We start from the raw sequence: 12,773 nt of genomic DNA, 5'->3' as shown, positions 1-12,773 counted from the left end.
CCTTGCAGTTCAGTTGGTAGTTTCCAGCCCAACCGGCTTTCCAACAACAGTGAAATGCAGGCCGTCCGGGTCCAACAGTTCGGATGCAACGCGGTTCACGTCTTCCAGTGTGACCGCGTTCACCTTGTCATTGCGGGTGGCGATATAATCGATGGGCAATCCTTCCATCTGCATCCCCACCATGATCCCGGCAATCTGCCCGTTGCCATCAAAGCGCAGCGGATAAGCGCCAGTCAGATAGGTCTTGGCATCGTCCAGTTCCTTCTGCGTCACCCCTTCGGTGGCAGCATGCGCCCATTCGTTGCGAATAACCTCTATCGCCTCGGCAATGCGGTCATTGGCCGATGACACCGACCCCAGGTAAACCGAGGCCAGATCCTTGGGCACAAGATAGGTTCCAACCCCATAGGTCAGGCCACGCTTTTCGCGCACCTCCTGCATCAGACGGCTTTCGAACCCGCCACCGCCCAGGATGTGGTTCAGGATATAGGCGGCAAAGAAATCAGGATCGTCCCGATCTATTCCGGCATGGCCAAACAGCGCCACGGATTGCGGGGTGTCAAACTCGACAACACTGATCCCGCCGGGGATGGTCACGTTGGCCTTGCCCGGGATGGGCTTGCCCGTTTCCGGCAGGTCGGCGAGCAATGTGTCAAGCAATGCGCCCAGTTCTTCGGCCGTGATATCGCCGACGGCCCCCACATAAAGACGATCCTTGGCAAAAACGCTTTCATACGCCGTTACCACATCATCCCGTGTCAGCGCCGAGACGCTTTCGATCGTGCCCTTGCCTTCGGAACCATAAGGGTGATCGCCATAGGCCATCTGGGCAAAGCTGCGGCCTGCAATCTCGTTCGGGTCGGTCTGATCTGATCGCAGCCCGGACAGGATTTGTGCGCGCACACGGTCAACCGCGTCCTGATCAAAGCGTGGTTCGTGAATCGTCTCACGCAGCAGGTCGGCAACCTCATCCCGGTTTTCGGTCAGAAAACGTGCGGAAATCGAAACCGTGTCGTCACCGGCGTTATAGCGGAACGATGCGGCCAGCGCCTCAAGCTCGCGCGCATAGGTCCGCGCGTCCATTTCACCGGACCCTTCCTCGATCAGCCCGCTCATCAGATAGACGGCGCCGCGCTTGTCCGGGTCGTCCAGCGACGTACCGCCACGAAAGCGCAGCTCGAGCGCGGTGAAAGGGATCGAGTGATCCTCGACCAGCCATGCGGTGATCCCGCCGGGTGAGGTCACTTCTTCAATCTCGATCTCGGCCAAGGCAGGCAGAGCAACCAGACAGGCAATCAGCGTTGCGAGAAACCGTTTCATTGCGTTACCTCATCATCGCGCATCAGCCAGCCGGTGACCGACGCCTCGGGTTGCAGAACATCGCGGGCGGCGGCGATGATTTCGTCGCCGGTCACAGCCTGAAGAATATCAGGCCATGCCTGCACGTCCTGTATTGTCAGGCCGCTGGTCAGGGCGCGCCCATAGCGGTTGCCGATCCCGTCCACATTGTCGCGCGCATAGGTCTGCGCGGCCCGCAACTGCATCTTGATGCGGTTCAGATCGTCCTCGTCGACACCTTCGGCAATGAAATCGGCCACGGCCTGGTCCATGGCATCTTCGGCCTCTTGCAGGGAAACCCCTTCGGCGGGAACGACCAGCAGATCGAATGTTGTGTCATCCAGCGACACGTCACGGTAGAACGCCCCGGTATAAACAGCCATTTTCTGATCAAATTGCAGCTTTTCGTTCAGGTAAGAGGTCGTGCTGCCCCCTAGAAGTTCCGCCAACAGAAACAGGGCTGCCGCCTTTTCCTGATCGCCCGGATCGCGTTCCGGCGCCAGGTAACTGCGCTGGATGTAGGGCTGCGCCACGCGAGGGTCCTTGAAAGTCAGACGACGTTCGGCGGTTTGCGGGGGTTCCTGCGACCGGACCCGTTCCGGCAAATCCGCATTGGCGGGAATCACACCGTAATACTGATCGGCCAGAGTGCGAACCTCGGCGGGATCAACGTCTCCGGTGACAACCAGAATGGCGTTATTGGGCGCGTAGTGGGTCTGGTAGAAAGACAGCGCGTCTTCCAGTTCCAGTTCTTCCATCTCGTGCTTCCAGCCGATGATCGGCACGCCATAACGGTGATTGAGGTATTGTGCCGCGCTCATCTGTTCGCCGAACAGGGCGCGCGGGTTGTTTTCGGTGCGCTGGTTGCGTTCCTCAAGGATCACATCGCGCTCGGTCACGATATCCTCATCGCTCAGGCGTATGTTCCGCATACGGTCCGATTCCATGCGCATCATCAACTCAAGCCGGTCGGCGGCGACGCGCTGGAAATAGGCAGTGTAATCATACGAGGTGAACGCGTTATCGTTGCCGCCATTGGCCGCGACGGTAGCCGAGAACTCACCTGGCGCCAAAGTATCTGTGCCCTTGAACAACAGGTGTTCAAGAAAATGCGCGACACCCGACGATCCGATCGGCTCATCCGCCGATCCGGCGCGGTACCAGACCATGTGCTGCACGACAGGCGCGCGATGGTCTTCGACCACGACGACATTCATGCCGTTGTCCAAAGTGAATGTGGTGACCGCTTCTTTCCCGCCCCCGGCAAAAGCCGGGGTGGTGGCGATCAGGGCAGCCGACAAGGCCAGGGCCCGAACCATGGGGCATCCTCCGTTTCGTTTTATAGTATTCAAACTACGGTGGTGCGGCCCGGGTTCAAGCCCGATGACGGAAAGTTAAGAATTATTCATTCGGGGGCGAGGTCGGGGTTTCGACCCCGGCCCGGCGGGCGGCATCGGTTTCCGAATACGGATCGATCGACTGGCGTTCGTAGACCTGATTATAGCGGTCGACGGGGAACAGGCGCAGACCGGTCCAGCGGCCCCGGCGTTTGCGGAACGCGGCATCCTCGGCTTCGACCACTTGCCGTGCATCGGCTGGCACGCCATAACGGCTGGACGCCGTCACAAGCGCTGCATCCGACGACGGCACACCGGCATTGGGGTTCAGGGCGGCGGCATTACCGCCCAGCGCGATCACCGCATCGGCCTGAGGGGTCGGGTCTGTCAGATTTCCACCACCCGGCGTCGGTGCCGGCAGGAACGCGTAATCCTGAGGCTGGGTCAGCGGCTTGACCGGCAATACCGAAAACTCATCCGGACCCTGTCCCGGAGGCGCCAGATCCCGCAGTCCGGGATTCGAACATGCCGCAACCGCAGCGGCAACTGTCAGAACAAATATGGCGCGCGGCATCCGCATTGGTGTCTCCAGCCTGTTTCAGGCGCTTTTATCGCATATCATTCCGCGCGTCACGAGGGCTTTTTGCCGTCAAACAAAACCAGCCCCAGCGCTCCGGCGAATATGAACACATCCGCCAAGTTGAACACAAACGGGTTGTTGATGCCACAGCAGGACATGTTCAGGAAATCCAGAACAAACCCATAAAGAAGCCGGTCGACCACATTCCCAAGCGCTCCGCCGATCAGCAGGCCGCCACAGAACAACATGAATTTCGAACGCGTCGAACGACCAAGCCAGACAAGCACACCGATGCAGATCACCACGGACACACCGATCAAAAACCAGCGCGCAGCCTCAGAGTCGCCCTGAAACAGGCCGAAATTGATGCCCCGATTCTCGCCGTATTTGAACACCAGCAGCGGTGGCAGAACATCGATACCGTCGGGCCGTTCAGCCACGCGCAGGACGTGAACGACCAGATATTTGCTGATCTGGTCGATCGCGAAGGCGGCCAAGGCCGCCCAGAGAAGCAGGCGTGACCGCATCAGTGACGGAAATGACGCATGCCGGTGAAGACCATCGCCAGACCGGCCTCATCGGCTGCGGCGATCACTTCATCGTCGCGCATGGACCCGCCCGGCTGAATGACGCAGGTCGCGCCCGCTTCGGCGGCTTCCATCAACCCGTCGGGGAAGGGGAAAAACGCATCCGATGCCACGGCAGAACCGATGGTCAGCGGCTGCGGCAAGCCCAGTGCTTCAGCCATACGTTCGGCTTTCTTGGCCGCGATCAGAGCCGAATCCACACGGCTCATCTGCCCCGCGCCAACACCCACGGTCGCGCCATCCTTGACGTAGACGATGGCGTTGGATTTGACGTGCTTGGCCACTTTCCACGCGAACAACAGGTCATGCATCTGCGCGTCGGTCGGGGCTTTCTTGGTCACGACCTTGAGGTCGTCCATGCCGACAAAGCCGTTATCCTTGTCCTGCACCAACAGCCCGCCGGCCACCTGACGGACGGTTTTGCCACCTTCGGTTACATCCGGCAGCGCCTCGGTCGTAAGCAGGCGCAGGTTTTTCTTGGCGGCAAAAATCGCCTTGGCCTCGTCCGAAGCACCGGGGGCGATTACAACCTCGGTGAAGATGCCCGTAATCTCTTGCGCTGTTTCTTCATCCAGCGACTGGTTCAGCGCAACAATGCCACCAAAAGCCGAGGTGCGGTCGCAGTCAAATGCCGCCTTGTACGCCTCAAGAAGGGTTGAACCTGTGGCTACACCGCAAGGGTTGGCGTGTTTGATGATGGCGCAAGCCGCGCCTTTCGCCGGATCAAACTCGGCCACCAGCTCAAAGGCCGCGTCCGTGTCGTTGATGTTGTTATAGCTCAGTTCCTTGCCCTGATGCTGTACGGCGGTGGCGACGCCGGGGCGGTTGGTGCCGTCCGTGTAGAACGCTGCCTGCTGGTGGCTGTTTTCACCATACCGCAGGGTCTGCTTCAACTCGCCAGCAAATGCGCGGCGCGTTGGGGCCTCCAGTTGCAGCGCATCGGCCATCCAGTTCGACACGGCAGCGTCATAGGCCGCTGTTCGGGCATAGGCCTTTTGCGCCAGCCACTGGCGGAAGCCATAGGATGTCTTGCCATAGTTTTCTTCCAGCTGATCCAGCAGGGAGGAATAATCCTCGACATCCACCACCACGTTCACGAAGGCATGGTTTTTTGAGGCCGCGCGGATCATCGCCGGGCCACCGATGTCGATATTCTCGATACATTCGTCATAACCCGCGCCCTTGGCGACGGTTGCCTCGAATGGGTAGAGGTTCACGACCAGCAGGTCGATGGCACCGATGCCATGTTCCTCCATCGCAGCGACGTGGGTGTCATTGTCGCGCAGCGCAAGCAACCCGCCATGCACCATCGGGTGCAGCGTCTTGACCCGGCCATCCATCATCTCGGGGAACCCGGTAATTTCGCTGACATCGCGCACCTCAAGCCCTGCATCGCGCAGCGCCTTGGCTGTGCCGCCGGTCGACAACAGTTCGATCCCGCGCTCGGACAGCGCCTTGCCCAGCTCGATCAGCCCGGTCTTGTCGGAAACGGAAAGCAACGCGCGGCGCACGGGGTGAAGGTCGGTCATGGGTCCAAAGGTCCTTTTGGCGTCAGTCAAACTTGGGCTCGTCCCGGTGCGTATCGCGCACGGCATAGGCTGTATCCTGCGCCTTGCTCAGCGTCCACCGGATGCGCGTCGCATACTCCATTGCGCGGCCAGATAGAACGATCTGTTTTGTCGCGCGTGGCTTTAAACGTCCTTTTTCAAGGTAAACACTTGGTTCGACAGATAATTTTCCCACACCATCATGGCGGAAAACCCAGATCTCGCCGCTTTTGAGCGCCATCGACACTGCCGCCCCGCCCAGATCCAGCGCAGCATCAACGTCAGGATGCAGATGAAAACGGATGTCATAGCCAACGCCCCTGAGGCCCGAGGCGTCCATCGCCCTGTCGAACTGACGCTTGGCCTTGTCGGTTGCGGTCAGCAGAATATCCTCGACCGTCAGCTCACGCCCGTCAAAGCGCAATTCGAATGTGCGCGCGTGGGTCAGCCCGAAGACTTTGACATATCCGTCATGCCCAGCCATGAAACGGATGCCTTCGAACGCATCTTCAAAATCGACCGGAACGTCCCGCGGCGCATCGACCAGCGCCTGACTTTCGCGGCCCGGCAACGGGTTGGCCAACCGCGCGCTCGAGAACCCGTCCAGACACAGGGTTGAGTGAGATGGGGTCGCACGCCCGGCACGGCGCCAATCCAACCCGAAACTGGCCCCCGATCCACAATTCACGATCAAAGGGCGACGCCCCGAGGTCAGCTCGAACGCCAGCGTGGATGCGTGCGCGTTGAATGAGGCCGCTCCGGACGGCGGCGCGCTGGCATCCACGATCACCGTGGTGCGTGCTGCGGACAGGCGGGCATAGCCCATTGGCAGTTCGGTCGCCGCCTTGTGCTTGACGCCGCTTTGCGCAAGCGCCTGTTCCAGCCGCCCTTCGACCCCGCGCCCACCGCCGTGAAACCGCGCCAGCGCGCCATCCGCATGGCGCAGACTGCGCAAGGTCGGTGCAATCCGCTTGATCGCCTTGGCCTGCGCGACAGGTGTACCGCGTCCAAGATCGCTGAGCGCCGCCGACGTCCAGCTGAGCAGCATGAACACTTCAAGCAGCTCTTCCGGGTTGCGTGTTGGAATACCGCCTTGCGCATCCACTTGCCGGTCACACTCGCCAGCCAAAGCCCGCAGGGCCGGATCGGCCATCTGCTCCAACCCCTCCAGCGCCAACCCGGCTTGCACAAGACCGGCCAGCGCCTCGAAACGCGGCAACCCGGGTGTCGCGGCCTGCCAGCGCTTGGACAGGAACCATGTTTGCTGCGCCAAAGACCGAAAGAACAGTTTGCTTTGCTTCTCATCTGCCCCGCGCAGCAGAAAGAGTGCATGGTTGATCCAGCGCATCACCCGCCGCCCGGTCAGGTCAGGTACCCAGCCGGGGCCCTGCCCGCGGCCATGCGCCTCGATCCAGCCCCAGACCCAGCGCTGCGCTTTTTCTCGTGCGCGCATATCACCGACAGCGGCCAGATCATCCAGCCATGCAAAACCATGGCGTTCCTCGTCAAAGCCAGCGCTGGGGGCAATGACATCCCACAACGCTGTATCGTCTGCCTCGACCAAATAGCCGGCGAACAAGAGATTCCCCGCAACCAGCTGCCGCCCGCGCGCAAACGAACCAACGGTGCGCGGCTGAGGCTGCGCAACAAACCCCGTGGCGGCCTTTTGCCGTTGGCTGAGACGCGCGTAGAAACGGTTCTGCAACCGCATCCACCGACTGGCCATGGTGTCCGAATTTGACATGCGCGTGTTACTCTGCCCCTTGCGCTCTGCTGGCGCTTGAGACCCAACGATAGACCGCGCCGATCGTCAAGTCATCGAAAAGCGTGCACTCAGGCGGATTTGTTCAGGCAGGCGATATAGAACCCGTCCATACCCCCGCGATCGGGCCAGTAGTCGGGCCGCAGACGCAGGCCGCCTTCCTCGGTGATCCAGTTGTCTTCGATGCCGGAGAGCTTTAGTGCCTCGCGATCAACACGCATGTCCGGATACATGCCCAGCGCGTCTTCGATCTGAACCTCGCCCTCATCCGGCAAAAGCGAACAGGTGCAATAAACCAGCCGCCCGCCGGGTTTCAGCAGCGTCCATGCATGGGCCAGCATCTGCGTCTGCAATTCGATCAATCCGCCAAATTCCGAGCCATCCTTGGCAAAGGGCAAGTCAGGATGCCTGCGGATCGTACCCGTGGCCGAGCAGGGCGCGTCCAGCAAAATTGCGTCGTACTGGCCCTGATGGTCCAGCGCGTCACCCACGATGACCTCTGCCTGCAACCCGGTCCGGGCGAGGTTTTCGCACACGCGTTCGGTGCGCGCCGCGGATACATCCAGCGCCGTCACATCCGCCCCCGCCGCGGCCAGTTGCATGGTTTTACCGCCCGGAGCTGCGCAAAGGTCCAACACCTTCTCGCCCGCCTTCGGTGCCAGAACACGCACCGGCAGCGCGGCTGCCGCGTCCTGAACCCACCAATCCCCAGCCTTGTATCCCGGCAAGGCCGAGACCTGACCCGCATCCAGAATACGCACAGACCCGGTGGGCAGTTTTTCGCCCGGAGGGCCTTCTGCCCCCGGCTTCAGTGTAAGGTCCAGTGGTGCGCCCGCGAAATGCGCCTGTTCCATTCCGGCAACCGCTTCGGAACCCCACGCCGCGATCAGAGGCTCTCGCAACCACACCGGCAGGCGCGGGACACGCATTTTCGGCCATGCCTCGGGACCCTCGGACGCCACCTTGCGCAAAACGGCATTCACCAGCCCTTTCAGACGCCCGTGCTTGCGCGAGCGGCTGATGATTTCAACCATGGAGTTCACCACCCCATGCGCAGCTTCCCCGTTGCACAGCTCGACCGCGCCCAGCCGCAGCGCGTTGTGTACGGTCAGGGCGGGTGTTCGGTTCAGGTGATTGTCCAGCAGACGGTCGGCGCGCTCCAGCCCGCGCAGGGTTTCCGAGGCCAGCCGCTGGGCACGCGCACGATCCTCTGGCCCCAACCGATCCAAAGCGCCCGCAGCGAGGCATTCAGACAACAGGCGGCCTTCGCCCAGAACCTGATCCAACAGATAGATTGCGCTGCGCCGTGCTGCTGTCGCGCTGTTTGTCATGGTACCGCCTTCATGTGACCTGTGCCCGCATTGCCATTAGCGGACGCGGGCGTATATCAAGGCTATGCACGGAAAGGAACCCGATGTCATGAGTGACGACCGCAAAGACCTGCCCCCCGCCGCCCAACGCGCGCTGGCCGAAGCGGAAGAACGCCGCCAAAAAGCCAAGGCCGAAGCCAGGGAAATGCCCAAGGAACTGGGCGGGCGCGATGGGCTGGACCCCGCCCGTTACGGTGATTGGGAAAAGAAAGGCATCGCCATCGATTTCTAGGCCCTCAGCCGCGCAGCGCCTTCAGAAAATCATCGATCAGGGCGCGCTGTTTCCTGGACTGCGCCCGATCTTCGGGCCATGTCAGCCAATACCCGTCCTTGGTTTGCAGCTCTGGCAGCTCTAACCTGCGCAACCGGCCATCCTTTAGGTCACCGGACGCCAGCGGAACCGAGCCCAGAACGATCCCCATTCCGCGCCTTGCCGCCGAAACGGCGTGTTCCATCGAATCGAAACTGACATGTGATGGCGCGACTTCTCCATGCCCGCATTTCCGGACCCACTCGCGCCAGCCCGGACGTTCACCGCGCAGATCGATCAGGGGGGCACCCCATTCAACACCCGGCGCGGCCATCGGCACCAGCACCTCGCGCGCGATCAATACCGCGTCGCGCCCGGCCCACACCCCCCTGCCATAGCGGATTTGCAGCCAGGTGCGTTCCTCGTCCAGCGACGACCGGCGCGCAACCGAGTCGGTCATCACCCGCACCTCGGGGCGCAGATTTCGGAACACAGGCAGGGCTGGTACAACAAGGGCGTGAATGTTTGATGACAACCCGGCGACCCTGAGTTCGCGTGGCGATTTTCCAAACAGATCCTCAGTGTTGCGTTCCAACGCCAGCAGGCTGTCCTGCACGAGCGGCAGATAGCTTTCACCTTCGACCGTCAGCGACACGCCGCGCGCCTCGCGCACAAACAGGGACCGGCCCAGCCACGCCTCAAGATTGCCGATCCTTTGGCTGACAGCGGCCTGCGTCAACCCGAACTCTTTCGCCGCGGCCGAGAACCCGCCAAGCCGCCCGGCGGCTTCGAACACGCGCAACCAATCCAGCGGCGGTAATCCGGTCTTATTCTTAGCCATTAGTTTTTCCAAGCCTCAGCCGAAATAAGGATTAATTGTCGTAATGCCACGAACGGCGTATCTGCTCAACCAAAGCCCGCGCCGAACAGGAGACCCCCAATGCTGCGCACCGCCACCCACGACACCTCGATTGTTACAGTCGCGTTTGATACCGGGACCAAGGCCCGTTTCCACGCCATCTGGCTGCGCGACAACGCGCTGGACGCTGATACCCGCGCACCGGGCAACGGTCAGCGCCTGATTACTATCGGCGATATTCCTGCCGACATTTCGGTCAGTTCAGTCGAGGTGGTCGCGGGTGACCTGCAAGTCACGTTCCAGCCTGAGGGCAAAACCGTTACCTTCCCGGCGGACTGGTTGGCCGAAAACGGCTATGACCGCGATCATGACATTGCGCTGGGTCGCATCGCCCCCGGCATCACGACCTGGGAAAGTGGCATCGCCGCGCCCAGCGGCGATTGGAACGAGGTCCATGCCAGCCCGGCGGCCAAGCGCAATTGGCTGGCCGCTGTGGCCGAGTTCGGCTTTGCCAAGCTGACCGGCGGCCCGACCGAGCCTGAATCGCTGCTGAAGGTCGCTGACCTGTTCGGCTATGTCCGCGAAACCAATTATGGCCCCTATTTCGAGGTGCGGACCGAGGTGAACCCGACAAACCTTGCCTATACCGGGCTTGGCCTTCAGGCGCATACCGACAACCCCTATCGCGACCCGGTGCCGACCTTGCAAATCCTCTATTGTCTGGAAAACTCGGCTGAAGGTGGGGAGTCCATCGTTGTTGACGGCTTCCGCGCCATCGAAAAACTGCGTTACGCAAACCCCGAAGGCTTTGCCCTGCTGGCCGGATATCCGGCGCGGTTCGAATACAAGGGCTCGGACGGGGTCTGTCTGCGGTCGCGCCGCCCGATGATCGAGTTGTCACCGGATGGCGAGCTGATCGGCATCCGCTTCAACAACCGCTCTTCCGCCCCCTTTGTGGATGTGCCGTTTGACAAGATGGAGGCTTATTACGCCGCCTATCGCCAATTGGGGGATATCATCGACGACCCGGCCATGGGCGTGTCGTTCAAACTGGAACCGGGGGAAAGCTTTATCGTCGACAACACCCGCGTCCTGCACGCGCGGCTGGGCTATTCCGGGGCCGGGTCGCGCTGGTTGCAGGGATGTTACGCTGACAAGGACGGGTTGCTGTCCACACTGGCGGCGATGGAGATGGCGCAGCCGGAGGCGGCGGAATGAAACCTGATTTCGCAACCCTGAACCGGGACAATATCGTTGCCTTCATCGGCGACATCTTTGCGCGCCGCGGCGGTGAAGAATATCTGGGCGAGCCTGTCACCATGGCCCAGCACATGCTGCAAGGCGCAACCATTGCCGAGCAGAACGGGATGCCCGAGGAAATTATCGTGGGCGCCTTGCTGCACGACATCGGCCATTTCACATCCGAGTTCGGCACCTACCACCCGGATGACACCGAAGACCGCCACCATGAGGACGCAGGCGCCGAGGTACTGGAGCAGTTCTTCCCTTCGGTCATCACCGATTGCTGCCGCTATCACGTGGCGGCCAAGCGGTATCTTTGTGCCACCAAACCCGAGTATTTCAATCGCCTGTCCGCCGCATCGGTTCACACGTTGGAACTGCAAGGTGGTCCGATGAGCGCCGAAGAAGTTGCCGCATTCGAAACCAACCCGAACCTGAAAGAGATCATTCAGGTCCGCTATCTGGATGAGGCCGGAAAACGCGCGGATATGGAAACCCCTGACTTTGCACATTTTGCGCCGATGGTGCAGCGTATGGTCGACAAGCACATGGAGGCCGCATGAACGCCCCGGAATATATCTTTGAAGCCAGCACCAAACCGTCGTTGCCCTGGCACGAGGTTCCCCTGATCCGCGCGACGGACGCCTCGGTCAAAGGCTATGGGTGTCTGGTCGATGATCCCGAAGGGTTCGAGATCGAGATCACCCGCTGGCCACAACAGGGGTGGCGGCCGATCGATGAAGGCACCGGCGACGAAGGCGGCTGGGTCGAAGGCACCTTTCGTGGTGAGTGGAAGGGCGACGTACTTTATGGCGAGAACGAAGCGGTCAATGGCCACTATGTCCTCGGCTGGTCCACCGATCCGCAGCAGGCACAGACAAGCCGCCAAACAGCGCCCCGCGATCAGGTGCTGCTGTGGCACATGAACTACCACCCGGATGGCGGGCAGATGTTCTGGCCACTCGACAACAAGCCCTTCATCATTCCTGCTGCATTGCCCGGCGACAACCTGACGCCGGAAAAGGTGGTGGCGTTCTGGTGCGACGGTTCGCGCGGGCTGTATATCCATCCCGGTATCTGGCACGAGGGGATATTCCCAGTTGAAGACAACCAGCGGTTCCTCGATCGGCAGGGTGCGGTGCACGCCCGCGTCAGCGCTGATATCGGTCAGGAATTTGGCGTCTACCTCGCCTGCCCGCTGCGCGCCGACAAAATCAGGGATTTGTGATCAGAGCCCCCCGATGAGCAGATCGGCTACGCGCGATCCAAATCTGCGTAGCCAGCAGGTACGGTACGAAGAACGCGAAGTTCTGAACCTGATCGAAAGGGCCCGAGAAATCAGGCTCTGACCCCAACCCGCCGGTCAACAGATACCAAACCGTATAATGCACACGGTAGAGCCACGACCCCAGCGCCAGCCAGAACAGCCGCAGACCCCACGCCCAATGGCCAGCACGATCCGCGATTATAGCCATGCGCGCCACCATCAGAGCTGCAGTGAACAGACAGAGCCCATACAAGAAAAACGCTGCAGACATCATCGGTCCACCGATCGTTCCCCGCAGGGGGATATAGGTCATTCCTGCCAGTCCGGTGATCAAAGCCGACGCAATCAGAGCCACACCCAAGCCGCGGTGAAACCGATTGTATTTCAGCCGAAGCCCTTTCAGCAGTTGCAGCGGCACAAGAGCCACCAACACCGTTCCGGCAAAGATATGCAACATCATCGCCGCATTAGCGACACTCTGGTCATAGGCAAACAAGTAGCTTTTTTGTGCCGCGCTCTCAGACAGCCCGACGCCGATCATGTCAAACCCCTGCGCGACGAAGGGCAGCAGGGTCAGATAGAACAGGACCAGCACCAATCCGGTCATCACACGTGATGTCAGGTTCCGCATACG

General features: G+C 61.0%; 13 protein-coding genes. 4 read left to right on the top strand and 9 right to left on the bottom strand.

Annotated elements, in window-relative coordinates:
• Positions 1 to 9: 9 nt before the first annotated feature.
• The 7 genes from ACR0D9_RS09415 to ACR0D9_RS09385 form a co-directional block, all read right to left on the bottom strand.
• Positions 10 to 1,320, bottom strand: coding sequence for a M16 family metallopeptidase (locus ACR0D9_RS09415; protein ID WP_480538538.1), 1,311 nt, complete (start codon positions 1,318 to 1,320; stop codon positions 10 to 12).
• Positions 1,317 to 2,657: a M16 family metallopeptidase gene (locus ACR0D9_RS09410; RefSeq protein ID WP_480487775.1), complete on the bottom strand. Its 1,341-nt coding sequence runs from the start codon at positions 2,655 to 2,657 to the stop codon at positions 1,317 to 1,319. The genes ACR0D9_RS09415 and ACR0D9_RS09410 overlap by 4 nt, the downstream gene beginning before the upstream one ends.
• Positions 2,658 to 2,739: 82 nt before the next feature.
• Positions 2,740 to 3,255, bottom strand: coding sequence for a DUF3035 domain-containing protein (locus tag ACR0D9_RS09405; protein WP_480482853.1), 516 nt, complete (start codon positions 3,253 to 3,255; stop codon positions 2,740 to 2,742).
• A 50-nt stretch (positions 3,256 to 3,305) separates the two neighbouring features.
• Positions 3,306 to 3,782, bottom strand: coding sequence for a signal peptidase II (lspA, locus tag ACR0D9_RS09400; RefSeq protein WP_267363500.1), 477 nt, complete (start codon positions 3,780 to 3,782; stop codon positions 3,306 to 3,308).
• A complete protein-coding gene (gene purH / locus ACR0D9_RS09395; RefSeq protein ID WP_480538536.1) occupies positions 3,782 to 5,371 on the bottom strand; it encodes a bifunctional phosphoribosylaminoimidazolecarboxamide formyltransferase/IMP cyclohydrolase in 1,590 nt (529 codons plus the stop codon). Before purH ends, lspA begins: the two co-directional genes overlap by 1 nt.
• Before the next feature lie 22 nt (positions 5,372 to 5,393).
• Entirely contained in the window at positions 5,394 to 7,133 is a 1,740-nt protein-coding gene (locus tag ACR0D9_RS09390; protein ID WP_480538534.1) for a heparinase II/III family protein, read from the bottom strand.
• Between the two features lie 89 nt (positions 7,134 to 7,222).
• Complete coding sequence (locus tag ACR0D9_RS09385; RefSeq protein WP_480538532.1) at positions 7,223 to 8,482, bottom strand: RsmB/NOP family class I SAM-dependent RNA methyltransferase; 1,260 nt, start codon at positions 8,480 to 8,482, stop codon at positions 7,223 to 7,225.
• Between the two features lie 88 nt (positions 8,483 to 8,570).
• On the opposite strand from ACR0D9_RS09385, the gene ACR0D9_RS09380 reads away from it, so the two are divergent.
• Entirely contained in the window at positions 8,571 to 8,753 is a 183-nt protein-coding gene (locus ACR0D9_RS09380; protein WP_480538530.1) for a DUF1674 domain-containing protein, read from the top strand.
• Positions 8,754 to 8,757: 4 nt separating this feature from the next.
• On the opposite strand, the gene ACR0D9_RS09375 is transcribed toward ACR0D9_RS09380, so the two are convergent.
• Positions 8,758 to 9,612 (bottom strand): LysR family transcriptional regulator, encoded by an 855-nt coding sequence (locus ACR0D9_RS09375; RefSeq protein WP_480474239.1) that lies wholly within the window; start codon positions 9,610 to 9,612, stop codon positions 8,758 to 8,760.
• Between the two features lie 99 nt (positions 9,613 to 9,711).
• Here ACR0D9_RS09375 and tmpA point away from each other — a divergent pair, with 99 nt between their 5' ends.
• The 3 genes from tmpA to ACR0D9_RS09360 are packed head-to-tail and all read left to right on the top strand — an operon-like array spanning position 9,712 to position 12,100.
• Positions 9,712 to 10,848: a 2-trimethylaminoethylphosphonate dioxygenase gene (gene tmpA / locus ACR0D9_RS09370; RefSeq protein ID WP_480538528.1), complete on the top strand. Its 1,137-nt coding sequence runs from the start codon at positions 9,712 to 9,714 to the stop codon at positions 10,846 to 10,848.
• Complete coding sequence (gene tmpB, locus ACR0D9_RS09365; protein ID WP_480538527.1) at positions 10,845 to 11,435, top strand: (R)-1-hydroxy-2-trimethylaminoethylphosphonate oxygenase; 591 nt, start codon at positions 10,845 to 10,847, stop codon at positions 11,433 to 11,435. Before tmpA ends, tmpB begins: the two co-directional genes overlap by 4 nt.
• Complete coding sequence (locus ACR0D9_RS09360; RefSeq protein ID WP_267363508.1) at positions 11,432 to 12,100, top strand: ureidoglycolate lyase; 669 nt, start codon at positions 11,432 to 11,434, stop codon at positions 12,098 to 12,100. The genes tmpB and ACR0D9_RS09360 overlap by 4 nt, the downstream gene beginning before the upstream one ends.
• On the opposite strand, the gene ACR0D9_RS09355 is transcribed toward ACR0D9_RS09360, so the two are convergent.
• Positions 12,087 to 12,770, bottom strand: coding sequence for a DUF2306 domain-containing protein (locus ACR0D9_RS09355; RefSeq protein ID WP_480538525.1), 684 nt, complete (start codon positions 12,768 to 12,770; stop codon positions 12,087 to 12,089). The two genes, ACR0D9_RS09360 and ACR0D9_RS09355, sit on opposite strands and share 14 nt — an antisense overlap.
• Positions 12,771 to 12,773 lie beyond the last annotated feature (3 nt).

The sequence above is a fragment of the Ruegeria sp. AK11 genome (assembly GCF_056541095.1).
The sequence above is the reverse complement of the archived record's forward strand: the minus strand, read 5'-3'. Positions and strand labels throughout refer to the sequence as shown.